Origin of the sequence: Nocardia sp. NPDC049149 (genome assembly GCF_043197455.1) — a bacterium.
Classification (GTDB): domain Bacteria; phylum Actinomycetota; class Actinomycetes; order Mycobacteriales; family Mycobacteriaceae; genus Nocardia.
Map to the genome: position 1 here is coordinate 556490 of NZ_JBICTD010000003.1, position 17079 is coordinate 573568.

At 64.2% G+C, this 17079-nt stretch carries 21 protein-coding genes; 6 read left to right on the forward strand and 15 right to left on the reverse strand.

The genetic code is table 11. The features are described from left to right. Window positions 1-29: 29 nt before the first annotated feature. The gene (gene mdlC / locus ACGFNJ_RS13385) at window positions 30-1637 is read left to right on the forward strand and encodes a benzoylformate decarboxylase (RefSeq protein ID WP_393446876.1); all 1608 of its coding nucleotides are present in this window, start codon (window positions 30-32) and stop codon (window positions 1635-1637) included. A gap of 238 nt (window positions 1638-1875) precedes the next feature. On the opposite strand, the gene ACGFNJ_RS13390 is transcribed toward mdlC, so the two are convergent. The 3 genes from ACGFNJ_RS13390 to ACGFNJ_RS13400 all read right to left on the reverse strand — a co-directional run bounded on the left by ACGFNJ_RS13390 (window position 1876) and on the right by ACGFNJ_RS13400 (window position 3247). Next, a complete protein-coding gene (locus tag ACGFNJ_RS13390) occupies window positions 1876-2244 on the reverse strand; it encodes a peptidase inhibitor family I36 protein (RefSeq protein WP_393446878.1) in 369 nt (122 codons plus the stop codon). Between the two features lie 311 nt (window positions 2245-2555). Beyond that, window positions 2556-2768 (reverse strand): hypothetical protein, encoded by a 213-nt coding sequence (locus ACGFNJ_RS13395; RefSeq protein ID WP_393446880.1) that lies wholly within the window; start codon window positions 2766-2768, stop codon window positions 2556-2558. Window positions 2769-2890: 122 nt separating this feature from the next. Then, complete coding sequence (locus tag ACGFNJ_RS13400) at window positions 2891-3247, reverse strand: DoxX family protein (protein WP_393446882.1); 357 nt, start codon at window positions 3245-3247, stop codon at window positions 2891-2893. A 49-nt stretch (window positions 3248-3296) separates the two neighbouring features. On the opposite strand from ACGFNJ_RS13400, the gene ACGFNJ_RS13405 reads away from it, so the two are divergent. Beyond that, window positions 3297-3668 carry a winged helix-turn-helix transcriptional regulator gene (locus tag ACGFNJ_RS13405; protein WP_393446884.1) on the forward strand — a complete coding sequence of 124 codons (372 nt, stop codon included), beginning with the start codon at window positions 3297-3299 and terminating at the stop codon, window positions 3666-3668. 91 nt (window positions 3669-3759) lie between these two features. Here ACGFNJ_RS13405 and ACGFNJ_RS13410 read toward each other — a convergent pair whose 3' ends face one another. The 4 genes from ACGFNJ_RS13410 to ACGFNJ_RS13425 form a co-directional block, all read right to left on the reverse strand. Next, complete coding sequence (locus tag ACGFNJ_RS13410; protein WP_393446886.1) at window positions 3760-4032, reverse strand: hypothetical protein; 273 nt, start codon at window positions 4030-4032, stop codon at window positions 3760-3762. Between the two features lie 84 nt (window positions 4033-4116). Further along, a complete protein-coding gene (locus ACGFNJ_RS13415) occupies window positions 4117-5322 on the reverse strand; it encodes an acyl-CoA dehydrogenase family protein (protein ID WP_393446888.1) in 1206 nt (401 codons plus the stop codon). A gap of 127 nt (window positions 5323-5449) precedes the next feature. Then, the gene (locus ACGFNJ_RS13420) at window positions 5450-6277 is read right to left on the reverse strand and encodes an SDR family NAD(P)-dependent oxidoreductase (protein ID WP_393446890.1); all 828 of its coding nucleotides are present in this window, start codon (window positions 6275-6277) and stop codon (window positions 5450-5452) included. Next, window positions 6277-7074 (reverse strand): crotonase/enoyl-CoA hydratase family protein, encoded by a 798-nt coding sequence (locus ACGFNJ_RS13425; protein WP_393446892.1) that lies wholly within the window; start codon window positions 7072-7074, stop codon window positions 6277-6279. The genes ACGFNJ_RS13420 and ACGFNJ_RS13425 overlap by 1 nt, the downstream gene beginning before the upstream one ends. A 176-nt stretch (window positions 7075-7250) precedes the next feature. Here ACGFNJ_RS13425 and ACGFNJ_RS13430 point away from each other — a divergent pair, with 176 nt between their 5' ends. Then, window positions 7251-7847: a TetR/AcrR family transcriptional regulator gene (locus tag ACGFNJ_RS13430; protein WP_393446896.1), complete on the forward strand. Its 597-nt coding sequence runs from the start codon at window positions 7251-7253 to the stop codon at window positions 7845-7847. 201 nt (window positions 7848-8048) lie between these two features. Here the strand turns inward: ACGFNJ_RS13430 and ACGFNJ_RS13435 are convergent, their stop codons facing one another. Both ACGFNJ_RS13435 and ACGFNJ_RS13440 read right to left on the reverse strand, forming a co-directional pair. Next, window positions 8049-9320, reverse strand: coding sequence for a lipase family protein (locus ACGFNJ_RS13435; RefSeq protein WP_393446898.1), 1272 nt, complete (start codon window positions 9318-9320; stop codon window positions 8049-8051). Then, the gene (locus ACGFNJ_RS13440; RefSeq protein WP_393446900.1) at window positions 9257-9808 is read right to left on the reverse strand and encodes a hypothetical protein; all 552 of its coding nucleotides are present in this window, start codon (window positions 9806-9808) and stop codon (window positions 9257-9259) included. The genes ACGFNJ_RS13435 and ACGFNJ_RS13440 overlap by 64 nt, the downstream gene beginning before the upstream one ends. A 193-nt stretch (window positions 9809-10001) precedes the next feature. Here ACGFNJ_RS13440 and ACGFNJ_RS13445 point away from each other — a divergent pair, with 193 nt between their 5' ends. Then, the gene (locus ACGFNJ_RS13445; protein ID WP_393446902.1) at window positions 10002-10496 is read left to right on the forward strand and encodes a diadenosine tetraphosphate hydrolase; all 495 of its coding nucleotides are present in this window, start codon (window positions 10002-10004) and stop codon (window positions 10494-10496) included. 109 nt (window positions 10497-10605) lie between these two features. On the opposite strand, the gene ACGFNJ_RS13450 is transcribed toward ACGFNJ_RS13445, so the two are convergent. Next, window positions 10606-11061, reverse strand: a complete 456-nt coding sequence (locus ACGFNJ_RS13450; protein WP_393446904.1) for a DUF6299 family protein — start codon at window positions 11059-11061, stop codon at window positions 10606-10608. A gap of 508 nt (window positions 11062-11569) precedes the next feature. On the opposite strand from ACGFNJ_RS13450, the gene ACGFNJ_RS13455 reads away from it, so the two are divergent. Then, window positions 11570-13114, forward strand: coding sequence for an MFS transporter (locus ACGFNJ_RS13455; RefSeq protein WP_393446906.1), 1545 nt, complete (start codon window positions 11570-11572; stop codon window positions 13112-13114). Between the two features lie 12 nt (window positions 13115-13126). Here the strand turns inward: ACGFNJ_RS13455 and tsaA are convergent, their stop codons facing one another. Beyond that, the gene (gene tsaA / locus ACGFNJ_RS13460; RefSeq protein WP_393446908.1) at window positions 13127-13540 is read right to left on the reverse strand and encodes a tRNA (N6-threonylcarbamoyladenosine(37)-N6)-methyltransferase TrmO; all 414 of its coding nucleotides are present in this window, start codon (window positions 13538-13540) and stop codon (window positions 13127-13129) included. Then, window positions 13537-13881 (reverse strand): VOC family protein, encoded by a 345-nt coding sequence (locus ACGFNJ_RS13465; protein ID WP_393446910.1) that lies wholly within the window; start codon window positions 13879-13881, stop codon window positions 13537-13539. Before ACGFNJ_RS13465 ends, tsaA begins: the two co-directional genes overlap by 4 nt. An 87-nt stretch (window positions 13882-13968) precedes the next feature. Here ACGFNJ_RS13465 and ACGFNJ_RS13470 point away from each other — a divergent pair, with 87 nt between their 5' ends. Continuing rightward, window positions 13969-14814, forward strand: coding sequence for a sigma-70 family RNA polymerase sigma factor (locus tag ACGFNJ_RS13470; protein WP_393446912.1), 846 nt, complete (start codon window positions 13969-13971; stop codon window positions 14812-14814). A gap of 68 nt (window positions 14815-14882) precedes the next feature. Here ACGFNJ_RS13470 and ACGFNJ_RS13475 read toward each other — a convergent pair whose 3' ends face one another. The 3 genes from ACGFNJ_RS13475 to ACGFNJ_RS13485 form a co-directional block, all read right to left on the reverse strand. Then, complete coding sequence (locus ACGFNJ_RS13475; RefSeq protein ID WP_393446914.1) at window positions 14883-15056, reverse strand: hypothetical protein; 174 nt, start codon at window positions 15054-15056, stop codon at window positions 14883-14885. Between the two features lie 181 nt (window positions 15057-15237). Then, entirely contained in the window at window positions 15238-15480 is a 243-nt protein-coding gene (locus ACGFNJ_RS13480) for a hypothetical protein (RefSeq protein WP_393446916.1), read from the reverse strand. 359 nt (window positions 15481-15839) lie between these two features. Beyond that, the gene (locus ACGFNJ_RS13485) at window positions 15840-17042 is read right to left on the reverse strand and encodes an FAD-dependent oxidoreductase (protein WP_393446917.1); all 1203 of its coding nucleotides are present in this window, start codon (window positions 17040-17042) and stop codon (window positions 15840-15842) included. Window positions 17043-17079: the final 37 nt, after the last annotated feature.

A 17079-nucleotide genomic window follows, 5' to 3' on the forward strand; every position in this document is an offset into this window, starting at 1 on the left:
ACCCGCCCACTCAGAAAGGAAGTACGCAGATGACGACGGTACGAGAAGCTTCCTACCAGGTCCTGAGGTCGCTGGGCGTCACCACCTTTTTCGGCAACCCGGGATCGAACGAACTGCCGTTCCTGCAAGAGTTCCCCAAGGACTTCCGCTACATTCTCGCTCTGCAGGAGGGCGCCGGTCTGGCGATGGCCGACGGGTATGCCCAATCCACCGGAAAACCGGCACTGGTCAGCCTGCACTCGGCAGCAGGCGTGGGCCAGGCAATGGGTAACCTCGTCAACTCGTGGCAGGCCGGAACACCTTTGGTGTTGATCAGCGGCCAGCAGTATCGTCCGCTGATCACCTTGCAGGGCATGCTCACCAACCACGACGCGACGACGTTGCCGCGGCCGCTGGTGAAATGGAGCTTCGAAGCGCCGTCGCCGCAAGCGGTCCCCGCCGCCTTGGCACGGGCGATCGCCTGCGCGACGACCGCGCCCACCGGGCCGGTGTATCTGTCTGTGCCACTATCAGATTGGAACGAACCCGCCGACACCGACAACCTGCCCTACCTCTTGGGCCGCCACATAGCCGGACGACCCATCGCCGACCGGGCAGCGCTACAAGCACTCGCCCGACGCCTGGATACCGCCGACAATCCGGTGCTGGTCCTCGGCCCCGACGTAGACGCCTACGGCGGCTGGGACGCTGCGGTACACCTCGCCGAAAAGGCCGGACTGCCGGTAAAATTCGGCACCTACGAATACCCGAGGATCTCGTTTCCGACCCAGCATCCCTGCTACCAAGGCACCCTCGGAGCGGCGGTGGGCCAGGTCCGAGAACAATTGGCCCCCTACGATTTCGTCGCCTGGATAGGCGGGGCGGTGCTGCCCTACCACGCGTGGGAACCAGGCCGGTACCTGCGCGAGGGCACCGAGCTGACACTCCTCACCCCCGACCCTGACCAAGCCGCACGCACACCACTCGGCACGGCCATCGTGGGCGACCCCGCCGAAGCACTTGACCGGCTCGCCGAACTGGTCACCACCACCCGTCCACTGCCTGAGCCGATGAAACAACCTGCACCGGTTGATATCTCGGTGCAGCGCACCGACACGGTCAGCGAAGCCCAGTTCCTTCAAGTGCTCGCCGACCACCACCCCGACGATGCCGTGTGGGTATACGAAGCGCCGTCGCTGGGCGCGTGGTGGGACAGACTGCCGATCACCAAGCCCAACAGCTTCTTCTGCGGCGCCGCCAGCGCCCTGGGCTACGGGCTACCCGCAGCGGCCGGAGTCGCACTGGCCCAACCGAATCGGCCCGTGATCGCGCTCATCGGCGACGGCTCGGCCAACTACAGCGTCACCGGCCTATGGAACGCCGCCCAGCACCACCTCGACATCACATACCTTATCGTGCACAACGGCGCCTACCAGGTGCTCAAGGACTACGGAGTCTGGCTGGGCGCGGACGGGCTGCCGGGGTTGAACCTGCCGGGCGTCGATTTCACCGACATCGCCACTGGCTACGGCGTCCCCGCCCGCACCGTCACCACCACCGGTGACCTCGCCGACGCGCTGAAGCAAGCCTTCGCCGCCTCCGGTCCGCACCTGATCCAGGTCCAGATCACCGACGAACCGAGCGCAGTATTCAACTGAATCACGCAGCAGCACAAAGGCGTTGAGGGAATTCCGACAGTGAGCGGCTGGTTCCGCTTGCCGTCGCGGCCTGGCTCGATGAAACGAGTGTGCGCGCGGTGCTTGCCGACCCGAACGCCTATGCCGAGGCGGTGCGTGCCGACGAGCAGGAAGCGACACCTAGGTGGGCCGCGCCGCTCTGCAGGCTCGCCCGCACCTCAGCGGATATTGAACGCTGTCGCGCCTCGCCGATTTCGGGTCAGACCGCTTTCACCGAATGCACCTGAGTGGCGACATCGGCCGGAATATTGAGCTGTTGACCTGGGCCGCTCCGGAAGATGATGCCGCCGCGATAGTTGTATTCGGTGAACCCGTCCCAGTATCGGCCGGTGCGGTTCCACTTCGAATAGGCTTGGCCGTCGATGTTCTGCAGGCGTAGATCGGTGGAGCCGAGGCGGAAGTATGCGATTCGCCCGCCCCCGTTGGCGGCGCTGAAGAGGCAGAAATGCCCATTCGGGCAGCGGTCGTATCCGGTGGCGGTTTGGGCGGGGGCGGCTTGGGCGGGGGCGGCCAGGCCGGATATGCCGAGGACCAGCAGCGCCGTCACGGCGACTTCGCGCAGTTTCATCGTCTTCTCCTACTTCTCGAGATCCCCTGTGACACAGGAGATTTATCGAGTCGACGGTACGACTCGGCGGATATCGTCGGCGTATCGAAAATCCCATACGCGCTGACAACGATTCGCCGCCGACAATGCCTGCCCGCGGCGGCATGCCCCCGCGGCATTCACCCGACGCCGTCGGCAAGCGCCGACACAAGCCGCTCGACGCAGACTTCGAGATCGCAGCAGGCTCCGATGGCGACCGACTCGCACAACGACAACCTCCGCTTCGACCTCGGCGAGCCGACGTCGGCTCCAATTCGGCCACCGAATAGCAGTCACGCGGCCTCGTGGTAGAGGTGCTCGAACACCCCCTCGCTCAACGTCACGCTGGTCAGTCTGGCTTCGGCGGTCTTCAGCAGATCGAGCGCTACCGATGGATCCGGTGATGCGGCACGATGCACGTGATAGAGCCATCCCGAGGCCCGCAGTAGTTCGACAACTGCCTTGTCGAAATCGGATATGGCATTCGTCAGATCGAGATTGTTCACGAGATGTCCTTACACAGTACAGAAGAGAACAGACGCTACTCGCCTGCGAGAAGAAATTCGAAACGAAGGGTGGGATATTGCTCACACCAGATCGAGTGCCGAGCCGTCGGATATCCACGAATTCAAGGGAGGCGGATGTTGAGAAAGAGCACGACTGACGTTGCAATCGAGAACGTGAGGAAGACCGTGGCTCCCAGCATGTTTCGGTCGCCGGTGCGGACGTGGGCGAAGATCGCGCCGGTGAAGTAGAGCACCAGCCCGATCGCGGCGGCGATGGCGAAGGGCGGGAACCAGATGCCCAAGAGGAGGCCGATCGTCGCGGCGATCTGCAGGCTCCCGAGCACGGTGAGCTGGGAGGTGGTGAGGTGGACCGCTTCGGCGAATTGGCGTAACCAGGCTGGGCGGACGAACTTCATCACTCCGGAGTGGAGCATCGCCACAGCGAGCAGGACGGACAGGACCAAGGCTGCGATTTGCATGACGGCAACGCTAGGGATCCGATAGGTACCCTTTGGTAACCTTTGGACCGTGAGCCCTCCTGCCGGAACCATGTTCATGTCCGACTGTCCTGCGCGCACAGCAATCGAGATCGTCGCGAACAAGTGGTCCGTAGTCACCCTCTACGCGCTCAAAGACGGCCCCAAGCGGCACAGCGAACTTGTCGCTCTGTCCGGCGGGATCTCCCGGAAGGTGCTGACCCAGACCCTGCGCCGGCTGCAGAGCAACGGCCTCATCGACCGACAGCGCTACGCCGAAGCGCCCCCACGAGTGGAATACAGCCTGACCCCACTCGGTAGAACACTCCAGGAACCGATAGCGATGCTGACCGAATGGGCGCAGGTGCACGGAGAAGCACTCGTCGACTTCCAGGAATCGACAGCCGCAAACCAGACACAGTAGGTTCCGCTCAGCCCGCACTGTCGGATTTGCCAGATTGTCTGTACAGCAATGGCTTTAGCACCGCGACAACCCCGACTCGGCGGGCCGTGGACTAGAGTGTCGAGCCGACGTACTCGCGGATCTCGGCGAAGTGGGAGTCCGTGAGGCCGGTCCGGGGGTTGACAGGGATCAAGTGGGTGGGCGTGTCGCCGCGGGAAGCCAGGAACTCGTCGCGGGCGGTGGGGTACATGCTGAAGTCGTCGTCGAGCCAGACGAGCGGGCGCTGCCTGGCGTAGGCGCAGACAGCGGGGAACTTCCAGGCAGGGCCGGTGTCGCCGAACCGGATCACCGGCAGACTGGGCAAACCGATGGCGGGGCCGACCATGGTGTTGGCCTTGTGTTCCCAGGTGGTGGCCCAGACCAGCTCGGCGGGTCCTGCGGCTTGCAGTAGGGCCTGGCCGTGGTGGTATCACGCCTCCTTATACGACCGCAGTTCCTGCCTGGCGACCACGCCGAGGTGAACCTCGTCGGGCCCGTCGGCCAGCCGCAACGACCGCGCACCCGCGAAAGCACGCGCCAGCGGGAAGTCGTCGGACATGCCTGCGCCGCCGTGCAATTGGATGGCCATATCGATGACGTCCTGCGTCATCCGTGGCACCACTGCCTTGATTTGGGACACCTCGCTGCGGGCGCCGGCGATGCCCTTGGTGTCCAGCAGCCACGCGGTGTACAGCACCAGCAGCCTGGCCTGGTTGATGGCAATGCGCGCCTGAGCAATTCGTTCACGGTTGCCGCCGAGGTTCACCAGCGGCTTCCCGAATGCCGTGCGCGACAGGCCACGCCGACAGGCCAGCTCCAGCGCGCGTTCGGCGAGCCCGATGGCACGCATGCAGTGATGGATGCGTCCGGGGCCCAACCGGCCCTGCGCGATCTCGAATCCCCTACCTGGGCCGCCGATTACGGCGTCGAGTGGCAGTCGCACATCCGTGAAGGACACCTCACCGTGCCCGTACGGCTCGTCGAAGTAACCGAACGCGCTGAGCATGCGCTCGACCTTCACGCCTGGCGTGTCCAGCGGCACCAGGACCATCGAATGTCGCAGGTAGACATGGGCTTGCGGGTCGGTCAATCCCATGAAGATCACGAACTTGCAGTTCGGGTGACCGATGCCGGTGCTCCACCACTTACGTCCATTGAGGACGATCTGGTCGCCATCGACCTCGGCACGAGCCGCCATATTCGTCGCGTCCGAGGACGCCACATCCGGCTCGGTCATACAGAAGGCCGAGCGAATCGTGCCGTCCAGCAACGGCATCAACCAGTCCTGCCGCTGTTGCGGGCTGCCGTATTGCACAAGCACCTCGGCATTGCCGGTGTCGAGCGCGTTGCAGTTGAAGATCTCCGGCGCCAATCCCGAACCGCCCATGGCCTCGGCCAACGGCGCGTAGTCGACATTGCTCAGACCCGCACCGTGTTCGTCCCCGGGGAGGAACAGATTCCACAGTCCGGCCGCGCGGGCTTCACGTTTCAGTTCGTCCACCACCGGCGGCACCGTCCACGGCGCCTCCGCCAAGGCGGCCACGACCGCCGGCTCTTGCGGTTCTATGCGTTCGTGAACGAACCTCCGCACCTCATCGAGGAGGCTCGCCGCGCGGTCGGAGTGCGAGAAATCCATATCAGCCTCTTTTCGTCGGATCAACGGAACAGTCGTATTACAGCTTCCGCGACACAGGCTGGTTTGTCGGCACCTTCGACATGGATGACCGCCGTGGTCAGCTCTTCGATCGATGCGAACGCACGCATCAGCCGACCAATCCGCCACTACAGGTGAGGGTTTCGCCGGTGATGTAGTCGGATTCCGGCAGGCACAGCAGGTAGACCGCGCCCGCGGCTTCTTCGGGCGTGCCGAGACGGCCGAGTGGTGTGATGTGCGGTGCGGCTTGCAGGATCATCGGGTTGACGCCGACCTTGATCTCGCGGCCTGCGATGTCGATGGTCGCGTCGTCGTCGGCGGATCCGGTGAGCCGGGTTTGGATGAGGCCGAAGGCAACCGCGTTCACGGTGACGCGGTAGCGGCCCCATTCCTTGGCGATCGCCTTGGTCAGGCCGAGGATTCCGGCCTTTCCTGCCGAGTAGTTGGCTTGACCGGCGTTGCCGTACAGGCCTGCGAGTGAGGAGATGTTGACGACCTTGCGGGTGATCGGATTGCCCTGCTCGCGTTCGCGTTTCGCGGCGGCGCTGATAACAGGCTGTGCGGCGCGCAGGATCTGGAACGGCGCTTTGAGATGGACGTCGAGGATGTCGTCCCACTGCTCGTCGGTCATCTTCTGCACGACGGTGTCCCAGGTGTAGCCCGCGTTGTTGACGATGATGTCCAGTCCGCCGAAGGACTGCACGGCGGTATCGACGAAACGGGGCGCGAACTCGGCATCGGTGACGCTGCCCGCGCAGACTGCGGCCCGCCCACCGGCACTGGTGATCTGATCGGCGACCTGTTGTGCGGCAACGGGATCGAGGTCGTTGACGACCACGGCCGCGCCGTTCGCGGCGAGTTTGGTGGCGATGGCGGCTCCGATGCCGCGTCCGCTGCCGCTGACGATCGCGGTCTTCCCTGCCAATGGTGCTGACATCAGGATGTCGGTCCTTCCGTGGTGAGCTTCGTGAAGTCGCCGTGCCTGCCCGCGCCTGCGGCGAAGCGGGCGGCGCCGGCCAGGCTGTCGGCAAGAAATGAGGTGGTGCCGTGTTCGAATTCGTTTGCCAGGGCTTCGGTTTCGGTGCGGCCGTGCTGTTCGAGCATCGACAGCCGGTCATGTCGCATGCAGGTTTGCGGGAAGCGGGTGAGGTCGTGGGCGAGCTCGCGGGCTGCTGCCAGGGCTTGCCCGTGCGGCACGACCCGGTTGACCAGGCCGATCCGGAGCGCTTCGGCGGCGTCGACGGGGCGGCCGGTCAGAATCAGATCCATGGCGTGGCTCTCGCCGATCAGTCGAGGCAGTCGCACGGTGCCGCCATCGATCAGCGGAACACCCCAGCGCCGACAGAACACACCGAGGACCGCGTCCTCCTCGGCCACCCGCAGGTCAGCCCACACGGCCAGTTCGATACCGCCGGCCACGGCATACCCGGAGATCGCCGCGATCACCGGTTTGGACAAACGCATGCGCGTTGGCCCCATCGGACCATCCCCGTCGGGTGCCGCCCGGTTGCCGCGCTCGGTGCCGAGCGCCTTGAGATCTGCTCCAGCACAGAATGTTCCGCCGATGCCGTGCAGCACGGCTACTGCCGCATCGGGATCGGCGTCGAAGTCACGGAACGCGGTGGCCAGTGCCGCGGCCGTCGGACCGTCGACCGCGTTGCGGGCCTGCGGCCTGTTGATGCCGATCAGCGTGACCGGCCCGGCACGCTCGATGAGAACGGTGTCCTCGGACATGGAACCTACCTCCATCAGGCTGGTCTACAGCGACCGTGCGATATCGACCTGCCAGGTCGGCGATTGCCGACGGCACCTTCGACGTGCCCGCCGTTTGCGGCTCGGCTCGCTGCTCGGCTACCCACAAAGTGAAACAGTCCGATCGTACTGTTGTCAACACCTGCGATGATGCAGCCATGGCACGCACGGAAGGACGTCAGCACAGCGACGCGGCACGCAGCCACCAGACCCGCGAGCGCATCCTGCGCGCCGCAGTCGACTGCCTCATCGAGGACGGATACGCCGCAACCAGCATCGGGGCCATCCAAGCCCGCGCGGAAGTCTCTCGCGGCGCGTTACTGCACCAATACCCGAACAAGGCACACCTGCTAGTCGACGCCGTACGGCATCTGACCGATCAGCAGATGCGTGAGGCCGCCGACAACGCGGAAACGAAAGCCACCGAAGAAGATTGGACCGACATGCTGTGGCGCAGCTTCGCCACGCCACTGTTCGGCGCCGTCCTCGAACTGTGGGTAGCCGCCCGCACCGACACCGAACTGCGCGAGGCATTGCTGCGCCATCAGCGGGAACTACACGACAACATCCGCGCGACCCTCGTCAGCAACGCCGAGGGCGCCCCGGAAAACCTCGACACCGTTTTCGAGATGACCCTCACCTACTTCCGTGGGCTAGCCCTCACGACCATTCTCAGCACCAACCACCGCGACAAATTGCTCGCCGACTGGCGCCGCACCGTGCACGCGCTGCTCACCACAGCAATAACGCGCTGAGCATCGCAAGCAGGACCCCGTCCGAGCACTCGATCATCGACGCGGGCGCGCACCGAGTGAGCCCTTACCTTCTGTCAGGCAGCGGATCTGCCACTTGGCTTCCCACGCCCACGCCCCGAATGCTTGCATGGTCCACAGCAGCGCACCGGCGATCGCGGCCTCGCACCGCGACTGCAAGGCCTGGCGCACTGGCCCGACCGGTTACTTCGGAGTGACGAATTGGGACAGCACGGTAGTGGTGCTGCATCCGTCCGGTGCCGGAGTATCGGTGTTGAGACGTTCCCCCAGCCAGGAGAACGCGGCAGAGAAACCCGACAGAATCGGGGTCATGTGCTCGGCCAGCTGCTCACGTACATAGGTGACCCGAACCCCACGAGCACAGAGGTCGTCGACCATCCGGTCGGTCGAGCCCACCGGAATCACTTCGTCCTGCACAGCTTGAAAGACATAGAGCGGCGCAGTCGGCGCGTGGGTACCCAACCTGGCCTGGTTGATAACGTCGGCGAGCGGCGGCAACGCCAGGACCTGGTCCAGCGGGATGTCGAAATACCGTTTCCAGTCGGAGAAGAACTGCTGGGGCAGAGTAGACGACAGGCATTGCGTCTGGAGCTGTTCCATCACGGCCACTCCCTCGGGTGTCAGGTGCGGTCGCATCGCCGCTTCGACCTCGGGATAGGTGGTGTAGTACGAGGACAAGCCGCTACCGACGATGGCCGAGAAGGGCCCGCCGTTCGTGGTGAACAATGCCGCATTGATGTCAGGTCCGGGGCCGCCGTATGCGGCGCCGACGATGTTGAGTTCGGGTGCGTAACTGGGTTGCAGCTCAACCGTCCACCCTGTCGCGAACCCGCCGCCCGAATATCCGAACAGACCGATGCGAGTCTCGGGACCGAGACCGAGCGGAGCGAACTGTGTGGCCGCGCGAATGCCATCCAGCGTCATATAACCGGGCTCTCGGCCAACCGGGAAGTGGCCGAATCGCCCGCCGAAGTCGGGCACCGACACCACCCAGCCGTTCGCCAGTATGGATTGCAGATCCTTTAGCTGCCCCATGGTCTCCGTAGAGGACTGAGCACCGGCCCGCAGCCCGTAGGACGGGACGCATTGTGGACCGGAGGCGTCCTCGAACATTTCCTGCGACACCAATGGCCGGTCCGGTCGGACATTGTCGGGCAGGAACACCGTGGTGACGGTGACATCCGGCTGATCGAACACATCGGTGGTGCGATAGAGCAGTTGCCAAGCTTGTGCAGGCAGTGGCACGATCAACTCGATCGGCCTGGATCGCAGAATCGCGCCCGGCGCTGCGGACTCGAAACCGACTGGTGGCTGGTAGAACTCATCCACCTGCGGAAGCGACGGCGCCGCACCCGCCGGATTCGAGGAAACAATCGCCGGCCCGGCCAACATCACCACGACGGCCACTGCGGCAACGCCGAACTTGCGGACGCGTCGTTGCGCCTTACTGGACATCTCGACCTCCATTGTTCGGATACACCGGCCTCGCGACTGCGAACCCCGGCAAACCTGTTGTGATGCTTATTAATGCCGGTGGGCCCGACCTGGAACCACCCGAAAATGCACCAGCCCACGGCCGAAAACGGGGAAAGAATTGCCGCCACCCACAGGGGGATCAAAACAGGAAGCAACCAGAACTCGATAAGTATTGCCGGAGTGAACATGGCGGCAAATGACAGAAGCGCGACGACGTCGATACCAGCAAAGAACAGTATCCCTGGTCCGCAACTGAGACCGGCTTCCTTGGCTGACGCTGCGGCGTTGCGCAGCTGGTCGGCGGTATAGGTTCGCTCTACGGGAGCGGCATCGTCGATCCAGACGGTGGCCGTCGCGGACTCGTCATGGCGGCTCACCAGGCGCTGTTCGGTATGGCGAGTAACTGTGCCGTAGAGCATTCCGAGAGAACCCATCAGCACAACACTCAAACGCCGCTGAACACGCATACCGCCACGCTCCTTGTCAGACGTAAGAACGCTGAAATGAGTCACGCAACGCAGGGTCAGCTGTCGACCCCGCTGAGACATTCAATACATCATGTCTCAATGAGACATTAGATCATGAATGTCTCATCGGCAAGGGTTCGACTCCCGGGAAATATCGACAATGCAGTCGCGCGGACAGGGCGAGGATAGGGGTATGTCCGATACAGGTCCCGCGTCGTCAGCCATCGATTTCCGGATCGATCCCATTGGTGCGGCTCGACAGAGAACCAATCCGACCGTGCTGTGCCGGATGCGCACCGGGTGGGCAGTCATGGGCAACACGCAGCATCTGCCGGGATACTGCGTACTACTGCACGATGGTGCCGCAGATCAGCTCACCGAGCTTCCGCGTGCCGAGCGGGTCACCTTCATGCACGACATGGTGCTGCTCGGCGAGGCCGTCGAGAAGGCTTGCCGCGCAGCCGATCCAGCGTTCGCTCGGATCAACTATGAGGTGTTGGGGAACCTGTGGCCACATCTGCACGGACACATCCATGCCCGATACCACTGGGAACCTGACCACTTACGTATCGGCCCGGTCTACCTCTACGGCCCTGACCGTGACGCACCAGAGCACCAGCTCAGTGCCAGGCACGACACCCTGCGCAATGCCATCGCAATGGCATTGCGCGAGATCCTCACCCAGTAGCCCGAGGTCGAGCTGATGCTGGAAATCGGAGGCTATGCGTTCACCGCCTATTGCGCTCGACCGGTTCAGAACGCCGCCAGTGGTGGTGGCGTTCGCAGGCTCGAACCGCTCACTCCTGCAGAGTTATAGGGGCATCGGTGAGGGCGGCGCTGGAATGGTTTCCGTCTGCGCAGTAGAAATCCCAGCTGTTGTTGAATTCGGCGGGGCCGGACTTGAATGGGAAGGACGTCGTGTTCGGGATGTCGACGGTGTAGGGGTGTGCGGCGCCGTCGCAGGGGATCAGTATCGCCGTCTTCATGGACAGCTCACTTTGGACTTCGCCCTGCCGTAGCCAGCTGTTCCGCAAGCTGTTGGTGCGGCCGCCGGTGCAGGTGTAGGTGCCCTTGATCGTCACACTGCCGTCGGCGTTGAGGCGCTGGGTTTTGTCGACCGTGAGGCTGGAGGACGAAGCCGCCTCGGTCGGTCCCGCCTGCAAGACCGTGGCAGCGAGCACCACTGCGGCGGCGGCGACCAGTTTTCCTGGGATGGTGGTCCACCGTTCGGCGGTCCGGAAATATTCGACCATTTCACGACTCCCTCGTGCAGGAATGGAAATTCGAGGATCCAGACCGCGATTTGGGCTGTCCCCCGCAACTGTAGAAGCGCCACCCCGGACGAACTACTCTCAGTTGTTTTCTGCGCCAAGCAAATACATTGCCGACTCGACCGATATCGTTGATGATGCGTGGAATAGATTGTGTACCAATATCTTTCCGCCAATCGCCCATTATTTCAACTCGACTTTGCGGCCCCGCGTCTGCTGCATCAAAACCCCCCGCCAACAGCACCAACGGTCGACTGCATAAGAACACCCGCGGCGACTGCTCGACTTTTCAATGTCGAATGAACCATTCTGTCACCACGTCGGCAGAATCCGCACAAAATGTTCACTTTCCCGCAACCACGAGCGTTTCCACCTCTAATGCATTGGGACACAACAGCTCTCACGCCAAAGCATCGACTGTCTCGACACTCCATGAGTATCTAGAGGCGATCCGTTCGCCCCAGCCCAGTAGCCTGTGCCGGTGGGGCCAATGAACAAAACACTGGGAACAACGACGCGACCGGGCACTGCCCTGGCAGCGGTCACCGTCGTCCTGTTCGTCACCTTCCTCGACACCACTGTCGTCAGTGTCGCGCTCGGCGATATCCGCCGCGAACTCAGCACCGACGTGACGTTGCTGCAATGGGTGGTCAACGCCTACACCGTGGTCTTCGCCAGCCTCATGCTGGCGGGCGGTTCGCTGGGTGACCGCTGGGGTCGTAAACGGGTCATGCTCATCGGATTGGTGATCTTCTGCGCCGGATCGGCGACCGCCGCGCTTGCGGCCAGCGTGCCGGTGCTCATCGCCGGTCGCGCGATCATGGGCTTGGGCGCGGCCGCGTCGGAGCCGGGCACCCTGTCGGTGTTGCGACACATCTTCCCGGATGACCGGAAGCGCGCCAGGGCGATCGGTGTGTGGGCGGCGGTGTCCGGACTGGCGCTGGCGGCCGGGCCGGTGCTCGGCGGTGTGCTGGTGCACGCGTACGGGTGGCGCTCGATCTTCTGGTTCAATCTGGTGATCGGAGTGGTGGCGCTCGTCGCCGCACTGTGGTCCGTCCCGGAAAGCGCCGATCCGGGCCTCGGTCCCGTCGACTGGGCCGGATCCCTGCTCGGCGCACTCATTCTCGGGTCGGTGATCTACGCCGCGATTTCCGGCGAGGAGAAGGGCTACACCGCGCCCTCGGTGATCACGCTGTTTGCGCTCGGCGCTCTCGCGTTCGCCGCGTTCGTCGCCGTCGAAGCGCGAGCTCGCGCGCCCATCTTCGACTTTCGATATCTGCGCATACCTGCGGTGCGCGGCGCGCTGGTTGTCGCCTTCGCGGTCTACTTCGGCGTCTTCTCGATCTTTTTCTTCACCGCGCTGTATCTGCAAGTGATGCAGTCGTATTCGGCGGCACACACGGCGACGGTGTTCGTGCCGATGGCGGTCGCGATCGTCGTCGGCTCGCTGGCCGCCGGTTTCTGGGTGGCGCACCACGGGGCGCGCACTCCCATGATCATCGGTTGTGTGGTGGGCGCCTGCGGGATCCTGCTGACCCGGCATGTCCTCGCGGGCCCACTGCACGACCTGCCGCTGGCAGGGGCGATGGCGGTGGCCGGGTTCGGCTTCGGCATCGCGGTGGTGCCGTTGACCTCGGCCGTGCTGTCCGGGGTTGCTCCGGAACAATCGGGCATGGCCGCCGCAGTGACCAACACGATGCGCCAAGTCGGTTCGGCGGTCGGCGTCGCCGCGCTCGGGGCAATGGTGAGCGCGTACCTCAGCTCGGATCTGAAGGCACGGATGACCGAATTAGGCCTGCCGACCGCACTGCAACCCACTGCCATCGACGCCGTCGAACGCGGCCGGATACCCGCGGGTGTCGACATCACCCCGTATCTCGCCTATCTGTCGAAGGTGTCCGACGTGCTCAACACCGGAAAGGCGGCATTCCATCACGGTCTCGATGTGGCACTGCTGGTTTCGGCGTTATTGATCCTGGCGTCGGCGGCTTTCACCGCGATCGATGCCGCATACCATCGAGCGGACGCCACCTGACGCAGCTCGTTACTACCGCTCGTCGACACCGCCGAGCACCGGTTTCACATCGATGACCGGCGTACCATCGAGAGCTTCCAGATCACGGACGGTCAGGACCGATCCGTCCACATCGACCACCGTAACCCGGTGCAGACCAACCGGATTCGGCCGATGGGGCGATCTGGTCGCGAAGACTCCGGCGGGCGGCCTTGCCCGGCTACAGCGCGGATACACCACCAGTACGGCACGGTCCGCGCGGTGCAGCCAGGTCAACACCAGCACCTCGGCCCCAGCGCGCAGACCGACCGTGGCCTCGATCAGCTCCGCGCGCAGGCGAATTCGCGCGATAGGCGCTCCCTCGTCCCCCTGCTTCGGGGCCGTGGCCCAGTCGGTGAGCGGCGACTCCACCCAGCCGACCGGGGACAGCAGATAGCCATCGTTCACGGCTGCAGCAACCCGATCACGTTATCGTCGGCGTCGATCACCGTGGCGATCAGTTTCCCGCCGCCGACGTCGCGCGGCTCCTCACGCACCTCGGCGCCCGCCTCGACCAGCGCCGCGATGCGCTTGTTGATGTCGTCTACCTGCCAGTACCCGATCGGTCCTGTCATTCCCTTCGCCGCGTGGCCGTTCGGATCCAGCCCGATGTCCTGACCTGCAACCGCGTAACCCACGTAGTGCGGAGTGTCCGCAGTCGGCTCCGCGCCAAAGAGGGCTCCGTACAGTGCTTTTGCCTTGACGAGGTCGGTAACGGGGTACACGATGGTCTGCAGTCCGTCTGTCACATTCGCTCCTTGTTCGTTCCAGTGAGGTGCTCCGGCTGTCCCTCCGGTGACGACTACTTGACCGGCCCGAACGGGAAGATGTGACACATGGACCAGAATTTCCTTGCCGAGCGCTTCGAGGAGCACCGCACGCACTTGCTTGCGGTGGCCTACCGAATCCTCGGCTCGGGCAATGAGGCCGAGGACGCGCTGCAGGAGGCGTGGCTTCGGTTGAGCCGTTCCGATACCGCCGAGATCGACAACCTCGGCGGCTGGCTGACCACCGTGGTGGCCCGGATCTGCTTGAACGTGCTGCAGTCGCGCAAGGTCCGCAACGAGGAACCGCTGGCGGATCACGAACCCGCCGACATCGCGACCGATCCGGAAACCGAAGCGGTGCTGGGCGATTCGATCGGGCTCGCGCTGCTGGTGGTGCTCGACACCCTCGCGCCGCCGGAGCGGCTTGCCTTCGTGTTGCACGATATTTTCGCGGTGCCGTTCGACGAGATCGCCCCGGTGGTCGGCAAAACACCTGCCACCGCACGGCAATTGGCGAGCCGGGCACGGCGGCGGGTGCAGGGCGCGCGGGCCGCCGCAGACCGCGACCGCCAGCGTCAGGTGGTCGCCGCCTTTCTCGCTGCCGCACGTGGCGGCGATTTCGACGCGTTGCTGACATTGCTGGACCCGGATGTAGTGCTGCGGGCGGACGCCACTGCGGTCGCGACCGGCGCGGTCCCCGCATACGGAGCCAAGGCGGTCGCCGACACCTTCGCCGGTCGCGCCAAGGGCGCACGGCTCGCGCTGATCGACGACCGCTCGGGTTTGGTGTGGACGGTATCCGGCACTCCCCGAGTGGTTTTCGACTTCACCATCTCGGACGGCCGGATCGTCGCGATCGATCTGCTCGCCGACGCGGACACGCTCGACCAGCTGGAGCTACGAGTACAGCGCTGAAGGAATCGCCTTACGCCGGTACAGTTTTCGATCCGACCGAGGCGGTGGCCGAGTCCAGCGCCGGGTGCTCACTCCCGAGGGGCACGCTCTTCGGCGGTGGCAAGCGCCTTCGCCAACGTCGCGACTAATCCCGCGGCACCGGCGGCGTCCAGATCGCCGTCCTCGCCCGTGGTGACGACAAAGCGTGTCGGACCGCGCTGTATTCCTCTCCTGTCGCGATAGTCCGCGACGAGCAACATCACCGTCCCACATGTCGTGCCGGGAATGGCGAATGTGCGCCAGTGACAACGCATTCCGCCTGCACCGACACCGTCGTCTTCCCACGCGTGGTCGGCGGGACGCTCACACCAGCGTGGACATGGCGGTGGCTGCTGAGCGGGTGGGCCTGGATCGGTGCCGCAAAGAGCTGTGGCGGGTATGGAGTCACCGCCGGTCAGCACGCCCACGACCTCCGGAAGCATGGGGAACCAGCACGCCCATGCCTGCTCCGCGCAATTCACGTTCGATGGTCTCGGCGGCCACATGATTGCCCGCGGCATGCAACTCGTTGATCCGAGCCGAAATTGCCTCCATGCCGTGCGTCGCCGCGATCTCCCGCAAGTCGTGCGGCATCGATGGCGGTCCGAACTGCAACCGCAGTTTGACAGGTCCAATACGTGTAGACATCGTCGAAGCCAATCTTTTCTGGACTGTAATGCAATTCGACCAGTGCGCTCGTGCTGGTCGGATCCCCGCCTCCCGATCAGCGCCGCGCGGCTGCTCGAATTCGGTGATCAGCCGAGTGTGCCGAGAGTTGTCGCCGCCGGATCTCGAAGAATGGGGAATCTTCGATGGCGCGATCGGTTTCCGCTCCCCCGAGGTCATGCTCGCCCCGTTATGCATCGCGACCTCTAACCCACTCGCCCTTCCACTCCTGTCAATGGAGCTGAAATCAGAATTTTCGATGATGGTCAAAAGCTTGTGCACCGAGAGTAGGCGTCGTCCGGAACACAGTCAACCCACATCAATAGCTATACAGTGCACGTTTATCGATGCCAGTGGTTTGCCACGGATACCGGAGCAGCCCAGTCGATGTGGTGGTCGGTGAGCCAGTCGGCGGTGTTGGCCGTGCGGCCTTTGAGAAGTTTGAGCAGCACGTGATCGCGGAGCAGGCTCGGTATGCGGCCGACCGGCGTGGCGGCTTTGCTCATTCGCGCGCTGGTGACCATCGCCCGTGTCACCCGGGGACGACGCAGCCGATCGTAAGCGGCGAAAGCGGCTTCGATAGTCGGCAGGTCCCGCAGGCATTGCGCCAGTACGACGCTGTCTTCCATCGCCATCGACGCACCGTGGCCTGCCTGGGGTATCGCCGCGTGGGCCGCGTCGCCAACAACGATCATGTTCCGCGTGTGCCAGGCGGGCAGCCTGGGTAGGTGATAGGCGGTGACCGCGACAACGTCCGCAGTCGACCGGATGAATTCGGCGGCGGGAGTGTTGTCACCGGCCACGCAATCGATCGCCTGCTGTTGCCAATACTCCGACGCGCTCACTCCGTCTTCGGTGTTGCCCCTTTGTGGCCCAGGGATATTGGTGAACCACCAAGTTTGCCCGTCCGGGTCGGTGATGTAGACGAAGGCGACGCGGCGGCCGTAGACGATGCGATAGGTCGCCGGCTCGGTCGGGACCGGACTGTGCCGGGTATATCCGCAGACCATTGTGGCCCCGGTGTACTGCGCTTCGGGTGCGGCCGCATCGATGAGGCCACGGACCGTGGAGTGCGCCCCATCCGCACCGATGAGTAGCTCGCCCTCGCTCTCGCTGCCGTCGTCGAAGGTGGCCACCACCCCGCCACCGGCGGTGCTGGTGGCCGTGCTCAGCCGTTTCCCGTATTCGATACGCAGTCCACGCCGGATGGCCTCGTCCCGCAGGACCCGATACAGCTGTGCGCGGGTCAGCGTGCGCGGGCCTGCGCCGTGGCTGCCGCCCATATTTCCCTGTCCCAGAAAGCGACCCGTCTTGTCGTATGCCTCGGAGCGTTCAGCAGCGAACGAACAGTCGAGCACGGGCTTGTCGGCCTCGAGCGTGCGAAGAACATCCATGCCGTTGGCGAAGAGGGCGAGAAACGCACCCACATCATCGGCACCGTGCGGATATGCCTCGTACACCACCGATTCGATGCCGGCTTTCTGTAACGCCATCGCCGTGACCGGACCGGCGATACCACCGCCGATGATGAGCGCCTTTGTCATGATTCGTCCCTCTGTTGACTAGCTTGTGACGCGGCCG